The organism is Frankia nepalensis (assembly GCF_016786325.1).
In the GTDB taxonomy this organism is placed as follows: domain Bacteria; phylum Actinomycetota; class Actinomycetes; order Frankiales; family Frankiaceae; genus Pseudofrankia; species Pseudofrankia nepalensis.
In genome coordinates this window covers 24,772-41,947 of the sequence record NZ_JADWYU010000154.1, presented here as the reverse complement: position 1 = coordinate 41,947, position 17,176 = coordinate 24,772, and the positions used below count along the sequence as shown (strand labels likewise).

The window sequence follows — 17,176 nt, the reverse complement described above, 5'->3', positions numbered from 1 at the left end:
GACCCACCCGCGCCGAGCGACGCGCCGCCCGCGCCGGACCGCGCCGCGCCTGGCGCGCCAAGGGCCGCGACCGCGCCGCCCGCCGCCCAACCGACCGGGCCGGCCGGCACGGAGCCGGCGCGCGGAGCGCCACCTGGCCGCCGCGCCGTCGGGGCATCCGGGAGCGCGCCGGGCGAGGAGACAACGGACGAGGCCGTTCGCGCGCGGCCCGCCGTGGCGGCCGGCCTGCCGGCCCGGCCGGTGGGAGTTCAGATGATGGCCGAACGCCACCACGACGTCGAAACACTGAACACCGCCGCCCGTCGCCTGCTGGCCGCCGACGGCACCCTGACCGGACCCGTCCTGCACGCCGCCGGCCGGGACTTCCAGGTCGGCGACGAGGTCATCACCCTCACCCAGGCCGGCCACACCCTCGTCCCCGCCGGTCGGCCCGCGTCGGCCTACATCCGCACCGGCACCGTCGGCGTCGTCACCGCCGTCCACCTCGCCGACAACGCCCATGAGCAGGCATTGGAGGTGTACTTCCCGAAGAAGGGCACCGTCCGTGTCCCGTGGAAGTACCTGACCCACCGGTTCGACGACGGCCGTGACGGCGGCCTCGGCCACGCCTACGCGATCACCGCCGCTAAAGCCCAGGGCGCCACCATGGACACCGCCCGCGCGGTCCTGTCCGACGACACCACCCGCCCCGCCGCCTACGTCATGCTCTCCCGCGCCCGCACCGACCTCCACGCCTACGTCCTGGGCCGTGCCGACCTCACCCACCGCGACGACGACGAAACCTGGCTGCCCGCCGGACCCGACCCCGACAGCCCGCTCGACCGGCTCGCCGACCACCTCACCCGCACCAGGAACGAACGTCTCGCCACCGACCACGACCCCACCGCCGTCGCCGCCCACATCCTTCGTCAGCGCTACACCCTCGCCGAGCTCACCGCCCTGCGCCTGGCCGCGGACGTTCCCGACGCGCCGCGGCGCGCGCCGGCGGCGACCGGCGCCACCGCGCCGAGGAACACACCCGCGCCGCACGCGCCCAGGTCCGCGCCGAAGCCCGCGCCGGACGCGCCGCCGGCCCAGGATGCGCCGTCGAGCAGGCAACGCGCCGGCGGCGACCCCGGCTCCTCGACCACCACCCCTTCCGCGTCGGACGCGCCGTTCGCGCCGTTCGCGCCGCGCGCCGCCCCGGACGCGCCGGGCGCGCCGGACCTCGCGCCGCCCGGCGCGCCACGGTTCGCGCCGAACGCGCCGACTACCGCGCCGGGTAGCGCCGGCCTGCCGCGCCAGGTCCTGTTGCGCCGCGCCGAACTCGCCACCGAAGCCACCGTGCGCACCACCGCCCGCACCCACCCACCACCCGCACTCGTCGAACGGATCGGCCCCCGCCCGGCCTCCGGACCCGACCGCGCCATCTGGGACGACACCGTCACCGCGCTGGCGATCTACCACGCCCGCCACCAACCCGACACCCCGGCACACGACCCCGGACCACCACCCGGCGCCACCCCCGACGACCGCCGCCACGACCCCTGGCTACACCACCACGACCAGGCCACCCACCTCGCCCGCACCTGGGCCAACGCCCTGCCCGACGGCCAGACCCGGACCCGCTTCCACAGCCCCCGCGAAGCCCTCCCCCGCGCCCGCGCGATCGCCGGCCTGCACGCCCTGCTCGACCACGGCCACCACCCCGACCACCTTCGCGCCGCCCTCGTCCGCGAACCCCTCACCGACCTACAGGCCGGCGCAGCCGTCCTCGCCCGTCGCGTCGTCGACCTGTGCGCGGCCGCCAGCCTGGACGGCGCCCACTACGAGCTGCCCGCCCCGCGCACCGCCCAGCAGGAATGGAACGACGTCACCCGCCTGCTCGACCTGGCCGAAACCAACCACCTCACCACCTGGCCAACCGGAGCGCTGTTCGTCGAACGGCGCGCCCTCGGCGACCAGCCCGACAAGCTGGAGAGCACCACTGACGTGCGCCGCGCGGCCACGCAGGTCCACGCGCCGGCGGCGGCGCGGGAGGCGCGACGGATCCGCATCGACGCCGCGCTCGACCGCCAGACCACCCACGCGCTCCACCAGGCGAGGGCGGAACCCGCCGCCTACCTCACCGCTCTGCTCGGCCCTCGTCCCGCCTCGGCTCCGGAGGCCACGGCCTGGGACGCGGCGGCCTACCGCGCCGAGCACTACCGCCACCACCACCTCGGCCTGCCCCACGGCACCCCCGCCCAGCCTGACGACCCCGACGCCATCCGCGGTGCCCTCGGCGACCGCCCCAGCGACCCGGCCGCCGCCGACGCCTACGACCAGGCACACCAGGCACACCAGGCAAGCGTCAACCTCGGAACGCCGTTCCTGCTGTAGAAGACCGGCCCCGACCAGCCGGACGCGTAGTTCGGAGGCCGCTGATCAGCCCCGCGCGGCCGCGGCCTCTGAGGCAGCGACAGCCGGAAACGCCGTACCGCCGCCCGACCGGGGCGCGGTCGGCGGCGCCTCGCGCGCACCGCCCCGCCCGGCTGGCTGGCTGGCCGGCCGGGTCTACGCGCTGGCGTTCGTGATCAGGCCGGGGTGGTCTGCCGGAGCTTCGCGACGTAGCGGCGCGCGGTGCCTTCGTGCAGGCCGACGGTGGGGGCGAGGTCACGGGCGAGCGCGTAGTTGGACCGAGGGTCCTCAGGGTCGACCGCGGCCACGAGAGCGGCCAGGCGGGAACGCTTGCTGACAGCCCTGGCCGGACCAGTCTGTACCGAAGGCCCGGCCGCACGGCGCCGGGCGTCCACCCCGGGGAGATCGGTCGAGGTCCCTGGCTGGCCGTGCGCTGCCCGCGGCTGGGCGAGGTCGGTCGGCCGCAACGCCGCGGGCCGTTCCCGGCCGCCCACCGGATCGGGCTCGATACGCTGCCCGGGCACCGCGGCTGGCGGCGTGGACCACGCGGCGCACCCGACCGCGGGTTCCCGACCGGAGACCGACTCGGCGTCGGATCCGGGCGAACGCGCCAGCCGTGGGAGACCGACCGCGCCGACGTCCAGCGACGGCTCAACCCCCGGTCCACCGGCGCCGGTTCCGGCGAGACACGCCTGCCTGGCAGGCGCCGACGCGACGTCGGGCCGGTGCACGGCGGTGGGATCGGCGGCACTGGTGAGCGAGCCGGCCGGCGCGCCGCGCGCGGGCCCGGTCATCGCCTCGACCCCCGCCTGCCCGGGGCTAGCCGACGACGCCACCGGGCAGACGTCCGCGCCGGCCGCACCGTCGGTCGCCACCGGCGCAGGGCGCGCCGACCCGGCGTCGCCGGGCGTCGGGCCACGCCGATGACCACGGCGAGGTGCGTTACTGTCGGCATGGGACGGGCGCGTGGTCGCGCGGATCTGTCGCATGAGCAGCTCATAGGCACCGATCAGCGCCAGCGGCGGCCAGGCCGCGATCACCCTGGCGGCCAGCGTTGGTTCGGCGTGCATGACGTTGGCGGCCAGGCTCGCCGCCGAACCCAGGACGAGCAGCGTGTAGGGCAGCCAGGTGCGGCGCCGCCCGGCACGGCTGTCGGCGAGCAGCGTCAGCGAGGCCGCGACGATCAGACCGTCGACGGAGATGGGGATGATCGCGGCGGCGATCGGGTCCTCGCCGTGCTCCAGGGCGACGCCCCTCATATGGCGGTAGGAGACGGTGGCGGCGATGCCGGCGACGGCGAGCACGGAGGCGACGGTGGCCAGCCGTGTCCAACCGTCCCCGTCCGGCCACCGGCGCCGACGCGGCGCACGCCCCCCGCCGGATGCATGGAGTGGAGCCGCGGCGGCAGGGTCGCGAGGGTCATGTGGCGGCGGGGTGGCGGGGGTTGCCGGTTGCTGGGGCGGGTGGAGCGCGGCCAGCTTGGCGGTTGGCTCGGGGGGCTCCCAGCGATGCGCGGTCGGGGTGGGGGCGGCGAGGGTCATCGTGCCTACCAGGTGGCGTGGTGGTCGAGCCGCAGGACGCGGCGCCCGGCCCAGCCGGGCAGGGCGGCGCCGGTCGCGTGGGCGGCGGTGAGCAGTTGGTCGAGGTCGTGGGCGACGCGTTCGAAGTCGAGGGTGGGCGCGGTGTCTTTGGCGATCGGCTGGCCCGCGGTGTCGAGCACGGTGTGCAGCGCGAACCGGCGCGGCGGGACAGCCGTGGCCAGGGTGCACGGGTGGGTGACGTCAGCGGTGGTCGCCGGGTGCGCGATGTCGCCGTATTTCTGCGGGTCGCTGGCCGGCGTGCTGTCGGTGGGGCCGGCGGGCAGGCCGCGCTGGTCGGCCATGGTGATGATGATCGTGTAGGCGTCGGGGTAGTCGGCCTGGACGACGTGGGCGGCCTGGCGGCAGTAGAGCCGGGCGGCCTGGGTCCTGCGGCGGTGGGTCGCGCGTTCGGCGGCGGCGATGGCGTCGAGCGCGTGTTCGAGGACGGCCGGGTCGACCGGCTCGATCTCGGCTGTCGGGGGCGGGAGGAACGAGACACCGGACAGGGCATAGCCGTAACCGGGCGGCGGCGTCGCCGGCAGACCCGTCAGACCGGAGGTGTCAGCTCCGGTGAACCCCCCGCCGCCATTGACGTGACGTGAATCACTATTGCTACGGGGTGTAGTGATGCTGTGGGCCAGCCAGGTCAGCAGGTCGGCCAGGGCGGTGGCGGCGTCCGGCGCGAGGCGCGCCCAGGTGGAGTCGGCGCCGGGTACGTCGATGCGCAGCCAGACTGCCTTGGTGTCGTCGGGGGCGGCATCAGAGAACACGCAGACATCGGTGCCGGCATCGTGCGACACGACGCGGTAGAGCCCGTCGTCGAACACGGTGACCTCCCTGGAGCAGAAGGGGTGGGCGACACGGTGGAGCCGTCACACGGTCTGCTGGTGCGCCCATGATGAGGGCGACGCGAGACGTCCACCAGTGCGGTAACCGACGGTGCTCAACACCGGGCGCCAGTTATCCACAGGATCGCATGGTACGGCTATTCACGCGCCTATTCCTGTGATACCACCATTTCGCCAAGGCTTAGTCCGCACCGCCAGCGCGAAACCACCAAGGCCTCCGTTCCTCGCCGGCCGGCCCCTGTCCGGTCGTGGGGCGGTGCCATGTCGCTCTGGGGCGTGACCTGCGTTGACCTGGGGTTTCGCTGTTCTCGCGGTCTGGCTGGTGGCGTTGCCGCGCTTCAGTGTCGAGGCGTCCTGGACCTGCTTGTTGGAGGACTTGGTGCATGCCCGCCCGCGACCAGAATGCCGCGCGCTGAATGCCGCCGACGGCCGCCGTGTCCACATCAGGACACGGAACGTCCCGATGTGGACAGCGAATGACCAGATGTGGCCATCGCATTTCCACAACAGGACATCGCGCGTCCGCGCGCGAACCGCCACGGTGGCGGTTCTGCTCGGCATGTGCCTGACCGCCAGCGCCTGCGGCAGCTCCGGCAACGATGACAACCCCCAGCCGGCCTCGAGCGGGCCAGGCAGCACGGCTACGGCGTCACCGGCCGACCCCACGACCGAGGTCCGTGCCGCCGTCACGGCAGCGCAGAAGCAGTACTTCGACGCCTACCGCGCCGCCGCGGCCAACCCTTCCGACCAGGCGCTCGTCGCCGCCCTGCGCGCGATCTACACCGACGACTCCGCCGCCGGCGGCGTCATCAGCGACCGGCTCGCGTGGTTCGCCGAGCGCGGCTACGTCGTCCGTCCTGACCCTGGCTCCTACTACGTCATCGAGGACATCAGCGTCGAGTCTCTGCCGCCGGCTGGACAGGCGGTCGCCACAATCTGCAGCTGGGACAGCGACCCCGTCATCGATGGAGTCAACCGAGCTCCCGACGGCCAGGAGATCTTCGTCCGGAACACTCCTGGCAGCGGACGTACCCGCACGACCTGGGTGGAGCAACCCGCCGGCAACTGGAAGATCAGCAGCGGCGCTGTCGTCGAAAGCTGGGAAGGCGAGAACCGGTGCCCGCCCCGGCCCGCCGCCTCCTGACCATGACCGGTGCCGCAATCGTCGTTGTCACCGTCCTGACCGCGGCTCCACCGGCCGCAGCCGACGACCCACTCTCGCTCAGATGGTGGGACAGCACAGGTGTTCAGGCTGACGGCCAGGTCGAGTCTGATGAGGACCGTCAACAGATACTCGCGTCGGTCTCCGCAGAGGACGACGAAGCCACGCCCGCCGGCGGAAACAGCCCCGCCGGGCCCGCACCGACATGTGTGTGGCGGCCGAGTACGGCGGTGACCGGCACGATCGGGCAGGTGGTTCCCGAGGACGGCTCGGTGCATGAGGCCGAGCGGGTGGAGCCGGACGGGTCGACGTCGCGGCTTTACGCCCGGATCTGCGAGGACGGCACGGTGACCGGCTGGCAGTGGTTCGCCCTGGCCGATGTGCCGAGTGTGCGGGCCTCCGCGGTGGACGACGTGCGCCGTCGGCTGCCGTTGCCCGAGCCGGTGCTCTCGCCGGACCTGACCCGGGGGCTGGTCGTGAACGTGGCGACGTGGTTCGCCGCTCCGGCGGGGCAGTGGGTCGCGGTGACGGGCACGGCCGAGGCACTGGGCTTGTCGGTGACGGTGACGGCCACCCCGGTGGAGTTGGTCTTTGACCCGGGTGACGGCGCCGCGCCGGTCACCTGCGCCGGACCGGGTTCGACGTTCGACCCGTCAGCGCCGCCGACCGTGGCGCCGGCCTGTTCCTACACCTACCGCGACGCCTCCTCAGCCGCGGCGAACGGCCGGTCCTGGGCGGCGTCGTTGTCGATTCGCTGGTCGGTCACCTGGACGGCGAGCGACGGCCAGTCCGGCGCTCTCGACCCGTTGATGACCACCACCGTGTTCGACGCCGTCGTGCGCGAGTACCAGGCCCTGGAGAGAAACGGCTCATGACCACAGCCCTGACCCCGTGGCCCACCCTCGCCGTCCGCAGGCGCGCGAAGACGCCGCCCGCCCCCAGCGCGCCGCCCGCCCAGCGTCCAGCCAGCTCGCGGCCAACCGTTCAGCTCGCCGATGGACGGCGACCCGCGAACCGCCTATGGATCGATGCGCCGCGCACGGGTGGTGGGCGATGACCTACACCGATCGGTGGGAGGACACCGGCCTGGACGACCGCCTCGACGCCCCCGCCGGGCCGAGCGCGGGGCGGGCGCCGCGCCGCTGGGGTGGGGTCCTGGCCGGGCTGCTGCTGGCGGTGCTGGGTGCGGGCGGGGCGTTGTGGCTGGGATCGGGCGGGCAGCAGACGGTGGACGCCGTGGCCCTCGCGCGCCCGGTCGCGCGCGGACAGGTCGTGACGGCAGGCGACCTGGCGCAGGTGCGGGTCGCCACGGACGGCGGCGCGGTGCGACTGGCGACGGCCGCGATCGCGCGCGACACGCTGGTCGGCCGGCAGGCGCTGGTCGACCTGCCGGCGGGGACGTTGCTGACGCCGGAGCTGGTGGGTTCGGTGGCGGGGCCGGCGGGGACGTTGACGCTCGGCGTGGCGGTGGATCCGGCGGGGTTGCCGTCGTCAGCGCTGCGCCCCGGTGAGCGGGTCGACGTCGTCGGGGTCGACCCGGCGACGAAGACCGCGGTGACGCTGGCCCGCGCCGTGACGGTGACCGAGGTCCGCCGCCCGTCGGGCACGTCCTCGACCGGCGAGACGGTCGTCTACCTGGCCGTTCCGGCGGAGCTCGCGGCCCGGGTCGCGACCGTGGCCGCGCTCAGCCCCGGAGTCCGCCTCCTCGGCGCCACCAGCGACACCTCCCCCGCGCCGGCCCTCACCACCGGTCCACCGACGGCGGGGACCACCGCGCCGACCGGCTCTGGCCCGACGGCGACGAGCGGCCCTTCCACCGGCGCGGGCGGTACGGGCAGCGCGGAGTCCACGCCTCCGACCACCAGCGGCGGCGCGGCGAACAGCGCGGCCGCCACGGGCGACGGGTTGGCGGGCACGGTCGGGGGTGGCCGGTGATGGCCGCGCCCCGCTCCCCCAGCAATGACGCCCGCGCCACGGCCGGCCAGCGGGTCCACGGTCCCAGCGCCCCGGCGACGGTCACCGCCCGCCGGGGCGGAATCCCGCCGTCGACGCCACCGCGTCGCCCGACCAGTCCCGAACCGGCGTCGCACGGCGCTGCGGACTGGAGGACGGCGACATCGACGGGGCCGGCCAGCGAGCACCGAGGGGCAGGGCGGCGGCCGGACCCGCCGCCGGTCGCCGTGATCGACGACGGGCTGGTCGCCGACTATGTGCACCGGATCGGGGAGCTGGTCGATGCCCGGCTCACGCAGGCCCGCCGCGCGGGGATGACGACGCGGGCCGCGGAGCGGGGCGCGCTCGTCGAGGAGACCATCACCGCTGTCCTCGTCGCGGCCCGCCAGCAGGCCGCGGCCGACGGCCGGCCGGCGCTCGCGCCAACGGTCGAGGACGTGATCCGCCGGCGGGCACGGGCCGCCCGCGCGGAACTCGGGCCGTTGGGGCCGGTGTTGACGGCGACGCACCGGTGGAGCGACGTCGAGGTCAACGGCGCCGTCAACATGATCTGCACCGAACGTGCCAGCGGCACCCGGCTCGAAGCCGCCTCCCCCTTCGCCAGCGACGAGGAGGTTTGGGAGTGGGCGGCCGGGCAGGCGGCGCTGGCCGGGCGGCGGTTCGACGAGGCCAACCCGTCGGTCCGGTTCCGGCTGCCGAACGGGGTGCGTGTGCACGCGGTGGGCCGGGTGACGTCGCTGACCCATCTGGACTGCCGGCTGTTCACCCCGGCGCTGGACACCCTGATGGGCCTGGCCGGGACGGGGATGTGCGGGCCGGACGTGGTGGCGCTGCTGGCCGCGACCGCGGCACTGCGGGTCCCGTTCGGCCTGGTCATCTCCGGCGGGACCGGGGCGGGCAAGACGACGCTGCTGCGGGCGTGGGCGAACGCCACCCCGACCGACCGGGCGTTGGAGCGGGTCGTGGTCGTCGAGGACGAGGCCGAACTGTTCCTGGACCGGACCCGGTGGCGCAACCTCGTCGAGTTCGAAACCCGCGAGGCCAACGTCGACGGCCGCGGCGAGTACGCGATGGAGCGCTACCTGACCGCCGACCTGCGCCGCCAGACCCCGGGCCGGGTCCTGCTCGGCGAGCTGCGCCCCGACGGCGGCGTGTTGCCGCTGCTGCTGGCCGCGGGGCAGGGCATCGCCCACGGCGTCGCGGCCACGATCCACGCGCCCAGTGCCGTCGACGTCGTCGCCCGGCTGCGCACCTACGCCGCGATCGGTTCGCGCACCGTGCCCGAGGCGGTGGTCCTGGAGACGATCGCGGCCACGGTCGACCTGGTCATCCACGTCGCGCAGCTACCGGCGGGCCGGGTGGTCACGAGCATCCGGGAGATCGGGGAGCACCGGGCCGGCACGGTCACCTCCGCCGAGCTGTGGCGCTGGCACCCCCGCGCCGGCCGGACCGTGCGCACCGAACTCGACCTGTCCGAAACACTGACCGCGAAGCTCGCGACGGTCACCGACCCCGACCAGTTCCGCGCCCGCCGCCCGGCCGCGGCCACCGGTGGTAGCTGGTGAGCGGCGGACTGCGGGTCCTCGCGCTCGCCGCCGCCGGCGCCACGGCCGGCGTCGGGGCCGCGCTGCTGGCCCTGTCCGCGTCCGGCCGGCTGACCTGGCCGGCCGCACCGCCACCGGGCCGGGCTTCTCCGCAGCGGCCAGATGCCAGCGGCGGCGGGGCGGCGGCCGGCCGGTGGCGGTCGCTGCCCGCCGCGGTCGGCCCGGTCGGGGCGGCCGCCGGCGCCGGGCTGGTCGTCGGGGCGCTGGTCGGGCTGCCCGTGCTCGCGCTGGTCGCCGCGGGGGTGGTGTGGCTGGCGCGGCAGGCCCGTGGCGTGCGGGCGGTGCCGGCGGTCAACGAGCTCGGCGAGGCGGTCGCGACCTGGTGCGAAACCGTCCGCCAGGAACTCGACGCCGGCCAGCCGCTGCGCGCCGCCGTCGCCGCCTCCTGCCAACTCCCCCCGCCACCACTGGCCGCTCCGCTGACGGCGCTGGCCCGCCGGCTCGAGGCGCAGGAGGCGCTGCCGGTGGCGCTGGCGGCGTTTCACCGCGAGGCCGGCCATCCCGCGGTCGGCCAGGTCGTCGCCGCGCTGACCCTGGCCTACCGCCACGGCGCGGGCGAGCTGGGACGGCTGATGGCCAGCCAAGTCGAGACGACCCGCCACCGGGTCGCCGTCGTGCGCGACCTACACGCCGGCCGGGCCCGGCACCGCCGCGCGATGGCCCTGCTGCTCGGCCTGTTCGCGCTGACCACCGCAGGGCTGCTCGCCGCCTGGCCCGCCCTGCTCACCCCGTACCGCACCCCACTCGGCCAGCTCGCGCTGGCCGCTGACCTCGCGCTCGTCGGCACCGCCGTGCGCGCGCTACTGCGCCGCTCCCGCCCACCCACGGTCCCCGACTTCTTCGGACGGGACGCGCGATGAGCGACCTACCCGCCGTAGGACTGCTGACCGGGCTGTGCGGCGCCGCCGCCACCACCGGCGCCTACCTGGCCCTGCGCACCGCCCTCACCCCACCAACCCAACCCGGCCAACCCGGCCAGCCAGGACGGTGGACGCGGACCGGCGCGGCCTGGCTCACCGGCCAGATCACCCGCGCCGCCGGCCCGGCCCGGGGACGGCGACTACTGCTCACCGACGACCTGGCCATCGCCGGCCGCGACCCCGTCACGCACACTGCCACCCGCCTCGCCCACGCCACCATCGCAGCCCTGGCCGCCGCACTGCTCACGGCCGGCACCACCCTCGTCGGCCTGCCGGTGCCGGCGCTCAGCGGCCCAGCGCTCGTCACGCTCGCGGTTCCAGTTGGGGTGCTGGTCGCGGACCGGCCGGTGCGGGCGGTCGCGAAAGCGCGGCGGCAGGAGACCCGGCTCGCGGTCGCCGCCTACCTCGACCTGGTCCGTGTCCTGCTCGCCGGCGGGCTCACCCTGCACGCCGCGCTGCGCCTGGCCGCCGACGCCGGCACCGGCTGGGCCTTCACCCAGATCCGCGCGGCGCTCGACACGGCCGCCGCCCGCCGCCAGCCACCCGACGCCGGCCTCGACCAGCTGGCCGCCCGGATCCCGCTGCCGGAGTGGCGCGAGCTGCGGCTCACCGTCACCTCGGCCCTTCGCGGCGCCTCGCCGGTTCTCGCCATGGAATCCAAAGCCACCCACCTACGCGCCACCGAAGCCGCCGCCGCCCGCGCCGAGGCCGCGACCGCCGACGCCGAACTCGAACTACCCGCCGCCGCGGTCGCCCTCGCGTTCGTCGCGTTCCTGACCTACCCCCTGCTCGCCGTCCTGACCGCCACCGGGATCACCCCCTGATGACGCACCGACCTGCCTACCCCTCGCAGGAGAAGTGGAGAGTGACCCATGCGCCGACTCGGCGCGCACCTCACCCTCACCGCACTCTGGCTCACCACCTTCCCGACCCGCCTCACCGACCGGATCGCCGACCGGCTCACCGACCGGATCGCCACCGTCGATGCCCGGTCGCGCGCCGGGCGTCGCGACCGGGGCGACGCCCTGGCCACCGCGGTCATCACCGTCGGCCTCGTCCTCATCGCCGCGGCCGTCATCTACGTGATCAGACAGAAGGCGCTCGATACCGCGAACAACATCTGCACCAACGCCGACCCGACCACCTGCCAGTGACCCCACTCACCCACGACGGTCCCCGGCGCCGCCGCCGCGCTGGCCAGGGCCAGGACCGGGGCGCCAGCCCGGTGGAACTGGCCTTGGTCATGGGCGCGGTGCTCGCCCTGTTCGCGCTGGTCCTGGTGTTCGGGATGCGCTGGCTCGCCGCCCAGGCCGCCGCCACCGCCGCCGGACGCGCCCTTGAGACTGCCCAGTCCGTTGACGGCACCGACCCGGCCGCCACCCAGGTCGCCACGGCGCTGGCCCGTTCCAGCCGAGCCATCACCGATGTTGACGTCCGCATCGACCGCGACACCACCACCGGCACGGTCACCGTCGCCGTCACCGTCCACGCCCTGCTCGGCGGCGCTGTCACCCGCACCGCCACCGGACCCGCCGCCCGCTTCCTCCCCCAAGCCCAGGCCCGATGACCACCCGCCCACGCGAACACCGACAAGGCGCCGAGGCGGACCGTGGGTCGTTCTCGGTCGAGCTGGCGCTGGCCTGGCCGATCCTGATCCTCGGCCTGCTCGTCCTCGCCGTCGCCGCCACCACCATCGGCGCCCGCACCGACGTCGCCCGCGCCGCCCGCGAAGCCGCCCGCGCCGCCTCCCTCGCCACCACGCCCGACCAGGCCGTCTCCCTGGCCGACACCACCGCCCGCGCGAACCTCGCCACCGGAACCTGCACCGACATCACCATCCACACCGGCCTCACCACCACAGGCCCCACACCCGGCGACCTCGGCCTGGTCACCGTCACCGTCAGCTGCCAGACCCGCCCGATCCCCGGCCTCGGCCTGACCCGCCAGCTGCGCGCGACCGGCGACGCGGTGCTCGACCGCTACCGCGGCGGCCTCACCCTCCCCGTCGCCCCATGAGCGCTCCCCTGATGTCGGCCGCCGCGCGGCAAGACCCGGCCGACGCCACCGGCACGGTCCGCCCGTGTCCGGCGGCCTGGCGCCGGGATGCGGGGACGGTCAGCCTCACGATGACCATCCTGTTCGCCGGCGTCCTCCTGCTCACCGCCCTGCTCGTCGACGCCGGGCGCACCCTCGACGCCGCCGGCCACGCCTCCGACCTCGCCGCCGCCGCAGCCCGCGCCGGCGCCCAGGCCCTCGACGAAACCAGCCTGCGCACCGGCACCCCCACCCTCGACCCCGACCAGGCCGAAGCCAACGCGCGCACCTACCTCGCCCGCCACCCCGAAGCCACCCTCACCGCGATCACCATCGACGGCCTCACGGTCACCGTCACCGTCACGACCCGCGTCGACTACCAGCTCCTCGACGCCCTCGGCCCAGGCCACGCCACCGTCACCCAGACCCGCTCCGCCCGCGCCACCACCCAACCCTGACCCGCCCACCCGCGGCCGCCACCCACGCCGACGCGCCCACGCTCCGACGCGACGCACCGCCCGGGCCCATCCCCGCAGGGAGACGCCGATGCCCCGCCGGGCCACCCCCACACCCACACCCCGGCCACCCGCCCCACCGGCCCCGATCACCTCACCCGCACCCCGCCGCCGGGTGAACGGGTCCCGTCTCGGGCCGCCCGGCCGCGGCAGACAGCCAGCCCGACCCGGCGTGGGCGAGGTCCTGCGCAGCCTGCTCGCGCTCACCACCCTCCTCGGCTTCCTCGCCGGCGTCCCCGCGCTGCTCTGGACCTGGCGCGCCAACCCGCTCCCGACCACCTGGCAACCCGACCGCTGGTGGAACCTCCTCCAAGCCGGCTACATCCACCCCGACGTCGCCCCCAACACCCTCGCGGCCGTCGCCTGGCTGCTGTGGGCCTGGCTCACCCTCTGCATCCTCTGGGAGATCATCACCCAGGCCGTCGCCGCCACCCACCGCCACCAGCGCGCCGCGTCCCGCTTCACCACCGGCCCGCCTGTCGCACCTGCCATGCCAGGACCCCGCGGGAGACACATCGGTACGCCCACGCCCTACCACCGCGTGGCCGCTGTCTCCCCCGCCGTACCAGGTCGGCAGACAGGCGCATCCCAGGCGACCACCGGGCCTGCCAGCGCATCTCGATCGGCGCGCATCCGAACCGCTCCTCGGCGCGGCGCGCCCGCGCCCCACGCCGTCCGGCGCGGCACCGCCCGCTGGGTCGCCGCCGCCAGCGTCGTGATCACACTGCTCACCAGCCGCGCCGCCACCGCCAGCCCCACCCCCGCCACGACTCACACCCCCGGCCCCGCCCCAGCCGCGACCGCCACGGCCAGCCCCACCGGCTGGGTCCACCTCCCCGATGACCAGCAAGCCGCCGACCCCGCGGGGACCGGCCCGGTGCTCGGAACCATCGGTCGCGCCGCCGGCCAGGACACCGCCCCACCGACGACGCTCGTCCCCACCGCCACCAGCCACATCGTGCAACCCGGCGACACCCTGTGGGACATCACCGCCGACGCCTACCCCACCGCCACCCCCGCCCAACTCCCCACAGCCGTCGACACCGTCTTCACCACCAACCGCGACGCCACCGACCCCGCCGGCCGCCACCTCACCCACCCGGACCTGATCAACCCCGGCATGGTCCTCGACCTACCCACCATCAGCCCCCACACCAGCCCCACCCAGCCAGCCCCGGACCTACCCGCACCAGCCGGCGACCCCACGACCTCCGCCCCACCGTCGGCAGGTGACACCGGGCCGACCAGCGAGCCGGCTGCGCCACCGAGCCCACAGACCGCCGACCCGTCGACAAGCCCGTTCGCCACCTCACTGCCCCCAGGTCAGACGGCCAACTCGACACCCCCGGCCGCTGGGCCCCCGGCCCCCAGCGCGGCCACCTCGACCGCCACGCCCGTCACCACCGGACCAGAAGGCCGCGAAGACCAGGACAGACTCGCCGTCGAGCCGTGGCAGCTCATCGCCGGCATCGGCGCCGGTGGTCTGCTCGCGGTCGCGCTCCTGGTCGCCGTCACCCACCGGCGACGCCGCCGCGACCACCAGACCACCACCAGCACCACCCCACCAACCCCCGACCCCGACGCCGCCGCCCTGCACACCGCGCTGCTCGCCAGCACCCCAGCCGACCCGACCGGCCGCCTCGAGCACGCCCTGCGCGCGCTGGCCGCCCTGCACGCCGACCCCCACGACGACTTCGGCGGCCCGACGCCTCAGGTCGTGCTCGCCCTGCCCGACGGCACCCTCGACGTCTACCTCCGCGACCCGCTACCCGCCACACCCGACCCGTGGATCGCCGACGCCCACGGCCAGATCTGGACCCTGCCCCCAGACGCCGACCTCCCACCCGTCGACCCCGGCACCCCACCCCCCTGCCCCGCCCTCGCCCAACTCGGCACCCAACCCGACGGCGCCGCCGTCTACGCCGACCTCGAAGCCCTCGGCACCCTCACCCTCAACCCCACCGACAACAACCCCACCGCCCTCGTCGGCCTCGCCCGCGCCCTGCTCGCCACCCTCGCGCTCAGCCCACTCGCCGCGGCCCCCGCCATCCACACCTTCGGCCTCGACCCAGCCGGCCTCGCCGCCGAAGACCGCGTCCACCCGGCACCCGACCTCACCACCCTCACCACCACCGCGACCAGCGAAACCACCGGCCTACGCACCGACCTCGCCACCGTCGCCGCACCCACCACCTTCACCGCCCGCGCCACCGCCCCCGACGACAACTGGGACCCCACCATCGCCCTGGTCGCCACCCCACCCACCAACGACACCGACAGCGACCAGCTCGCCGACCTCGCCACCCTCGCCGGCGCCGGAGGCACCGGCCTCGCCGTCCTCCAACCCGCCGCCCCCGGCCACACCTCCACCTGGCGCCTCACCCTCCTGCACTCCGACACCCCACCCAACCTCGCCACCACCAACGGCAACCAGCACAGCCACGGCGACGCCGACCCGGACCGCCTCACACCCAACGGGACCGTCGACCTCGCCGACGTCAACGACTTCGACGAAGACGACCCCGACGATGACGACGAGTTCGGACGCCAGCCCCGCCACCCCGCCGGCCACAGCGACGAGGAGAGCACAAGAACAGGCGGGCCACGCTGGCGGCTCGACCCGCTCGGCCTGATCCTCACCCCACCCACCCTCGCCGCCGCCGAACTCGACGCCCTGTGCACCCTCCTCGCCGACGTCGCCCGGCCACCCATCCCGGCCGCACCCCCAGCTCCATCCCCCACGCCTGGCGTCCCACCAGTCACCGACGTCCGGCCACTGCCGCCACTGCCACCCGGGACACCAGCCAGCGGAAGAAGCCGAGCCGACACTGGCTGGATCCCCGACATCCCGACATGGCGCCCTCCAGCACCCGCGGCGACAGCTACCCCGGCGTCCGCGACGGTCTTCCCGATCTGGACCCCACCAGCCACGGCCGCGCCAGCCGACCCGCCCGGCGACGAACCTTCGACCACCTCCGCGGCGACCACCGACCTGCCGGTCCCTGCCGCTCCCGCCCCCGAAGCGTCCCTACCTGCCAGCCCATCGGAACCCGCCGGCACGCTGAACGGCCACACCCCAGCCCGCCCGGCCAGCGGCGACACACCCGCGACCCCGGACAGCCAGACAGCCATGGGGCCGCCGCCCTACGTCGAACCCGACTGGCAGATCATGATCCACCTGTACGGGCCGGCGGACGCCACCAACCGCGCAGGCACCCACCCCACCCCCGACCTCGCCCGCGGCCGCACCCTCGAAATCCTCGCCTGGCTCGCCACCCACCCCGGCCGCACCCGCACCAACCTCGAAACCGCCATCTGGCCGGACGACAAACTCCTCGCCCGCTCCGTCAACAACCAGCTCGGCCGCGCCCGCCGCCTGCTCGTCCAACTCGCCGGCGGACACGCCCGCGCCTGGATCCCCACCGGCCAGACCCGCCTGCACCTACACCCCGCCGTCACCACCGACCTCGACCTGCTCACCCACCGCCTCGACTACGCCCGCCGCCACCGCGCACACCCCAAAGCCGCGATCCCCGTCCTCACCGACGCCCTCGACCTGATCACAGGCACCCCGGCCCTCTACGAATGGATCGACGCCGAACTCGGCTCCATCCTCACCACCACCGCCGTCCGCGCCGCCATCCTCCTCGCCGACCTCCACCTCGAAACCGGCAACCCGGCCGCCGCCCTCGACGCCACCACCCGCGGCCTCGAAATCCTCCCCGCCCACCCAGAGCTGTTCGCGCTGCGCCTACGCGCCCACCACACCGCCGGCGACCAACTCGCCCTCACCGCCGACTACCACGCCTACCTCCGCACCGAACAAGCCGACCCCACCTGGGACGGCGAAACCAACCCCGACCTCGCCTACCTCCACCGCATCCTCACCAGAAAAACCGCTCCAAAAAACGACACCCGTGCGCGCTGAGCACCGACCCAGGGTCACACTTGTCGAACCGCCGGGCGGCGGGCGGACGATCTGAAGCGGCCTGCCCCGACACCGATCCAGGGTGATCCCCGCGAGCCAGGGGACGCATCCATTCCTTGGGCGGGAAGCCGGCGGCATCACTCCCACAGCCAGCTGCCGGCAGCCATCTCCACCGCCAACCAACGGCAGGTACGGAGTCGGCCCGCGTACGTGACCACCCAGGACACACCAGGCCAACGGTCACGCGCGGGCG

Annotated in this window: 13 protein-coding genes and 1 pseudogene; 12 read left to right on the top strand and 2 right to left on the bottom strand. The window is 75.2% G+C overall.

All coding sequences use genetic code 11. The annotated features are described in order from the left end of the window. A pseudogene (locus tag I6A81_RS24305) lies at positions 1-2,361 on the top strand (MobF family relaxase); the annotation flags it as partial. 194 nt (positions 2,362-2,555) lie between these two features. Here the strand turns inward: I6A81_RS24305 and I6A81_RS43840 are convergent. Beyond that, positions 2,556-3,920, bottom strand: a complete 1,365-nt coding sequence (locus I6A81_RS43840; RefSeq protein WP_285222945.1) for a DUF2637 domain-containing protein — start codon at positions 3,918-3,920, stop codon at positions 2,556-2,558. A 5-nt stretch (positions 3,921-3,925) separates the two neighbouring features. Next, a complete protein-coding gene (locus tag I6A81_RS24295; RefSeq protein ID WP_203007287.1) occupies positions 3,926-4,786 on the bottom strand; it encodes a hypothetical protein in 861 nt (286 codons plus the stop codon). A gap of 562 nt (positions 4,787-5,348) precedes the next feature. On the opposite strand from I6A81_RS24295, the gene I6A81_RS24290 reads away from it, so the two are divergent. From I6A81_RS24290 to I6A81_RS45060, 11 genes are all read left to right on the top strand, one after another. Beyond that, a complete protein-coding gene (locus I6A81_RS24290; RefSeq protein WP_203007286.1) occupies positions 5,349-5,951 on the top strand; it encodes a hypothetical protein in 603 nt (200 codons plus the stop codon). A gap of 248 nt (positions 5,952-6,199) precedes the next feature. Continuing rightward, complete coding sequence (locus I6A81_RS24285) at positions 6,200-6,844, top strand: hypothetical protein (protein ID WP_203007285.1); 645 nt, start codon at positions 6,200-6,202, stop codon at positions 6,842-6,844. Between the two features lie 178 nt (positions 6,845-7,022). Further along, on the top strand, positions 7,023-7,904 hold the full coding sequence (locus I6A81_RS24280) for an SAF domain-containing protein (RefSeq protein WP_203007284.1): 882 nt from the start codon (positions 7,023-7,025) through the stop codon (positions 7,902-7,904). Positions 7,905-8,149: 245 nt separating this feature from the next. Beyond that, positions 8,150-9,487 carry an ATPase, T2SS/T4P/T4SS family gene (locus tag I6A81_RS24275; protein ID WP_307874879.1) on the top strand — a complete coding sequence of 446 codons (1,338 nt, stop codon included), beginning with the start codon at positions 8,150-8,152 and terminating at the stop codon, positions 9,485-9,487. Then, on the top strand, positions 9,484-10,386 hold the full coding sequence (locus I6A81_RS24270) for a type II secretion system F family protein (protein ID WP_203010312.1): 903 nt from the start codon (positions 9,484-9,486) through the stop codon (positions 10,384-10,386). Before I6A81_RS24275 ends, I6A81_RS24270 begins: the two co-directional genes overlap by 4 nt. Then, on the top strand, positions 10,383-11,270 hold the full coding sequence (locus I6A81_RS24265; protein ID WP_203004006.1) for a type II secretion system F family protein: 888 nt from the start codon (positions 10,383-10,385) through the stop codon (positions 11,268-11,270). The genes I6A81_RS24270 and I6A81_RS24265 overlap by 4 nt, the downstream gene beginning before the upstream one ends. A 48-nt stretch (positions 11,271-11,318) precedes the next feature. Continuing rightward, positions 11,319-11,600, top strand: coding sequence for a hypothetical protein (locus tag I6A81_RS24260; RefSeq protein ID WP_203004035.1), 282 nt, complete (start codon positions 11,319-11,321; stop codon positions 11,598-11,600). Further along, positions 11,597-12,013 (top strand): hypothetical protein, encoded by a 417-nt coding sequence (locus tag I6A81_RS24255; RefSeq protein WP_238429421.1) that lies wholly within the window; start codon positions 11,597-11,599, stop codon positions 12,011-12,013. Before I6A81_RS24260 ends, I6A81_RS24255 begins: the two co-directional genes overlap by 4 nt. Then, positions 12,010-12,462 carry a TadE/TadG family type IV pilus assembly protein gene (locus I6A81_RS24250; RefSeq protein ID WP_203004007.1) on the top strand — a complete coding sequence of 151 codons (453 nt, stop codon included), beginning with the start codon at positions 12,010-12,012 and terminating at the stop codon, positions 12,460-12,462. Before I6A81_RS24255 ends, I6A81_RS24250 begins: the two co-directional genes overlap by 4 nt. Then, entirely contained in the window at positions 12,459-12,938 is a 480-nt protein-coding gene (locus tag I6A81_RS24245; protein WP_238429422.1) for a hypothetical protein, read from the top strand. Before I6A81_RS24250 ends, I6A81_RS24245 begins: the two co-directional genes overlap by 4 nt. Before the next feature lie 229 nt (positions 12,939-13,167). Then, positions 13,168-16,923 carry an AfsR/SARP family transcriptional regulator gene (locus I6A81_RS45060; RefSeq protein ID WP_203004008.1) on the top strand — a complete coding sequence of 1,252 codons (3,756 nt, stop codon included), beginning with the start codon at positions 13,168-13,170 and terminating at the stop codon, positions 16,921-16,923. Positions 16,924-17,176 lie beyond the last annotated feature (253 nt).

Bases quoted from the DNA above. Each gene is read 5' to 3' on its own strand.
- I6A81_RS43840 (WP_285222945.1), bottom strand. From the start codon at position 3,920: ATGACCCTCGCCGCCCCCACCCCGACCGCGCATCGCTGGGAGCCCCCC.
- I6A81_RS24280 (WP_203007284.1), top strand. From the start codon at position 7,023: ATGACCTACACCGATCGGTGGGAGGACACCGGCCTGGACGACCGCCTC.
- I6A81_RS24265 (WP_203004006.1), top strand. From the start codon at position 10,383: ATGAGCGACCTACCCGCCGTAGGACTGCTGACCGGGCTGTGCGGCGCC.
- I6A81_RS24260 (WP_203004035.1), top strand. From the start codon at position 11,319: ATGCGCCGACTCGGCGCGCACCTCACCCTCACCGCACTCTGGCTCACC.
- I6A81_RS24250 (WP_203004007.1), top strand. From the start codon at position 12,010: ATGACCACCCGCCCACGCGAACACCGACAAGGCGCCGAGGCGGACCGT.
- I6A81_RS24245 (WP_238429422.1), top strand. From the start codon at position 12,459: ATGAGCGCTCCCCTGATGTCGGCCGCCGCGCGGCAAGACCCGGCCGAC.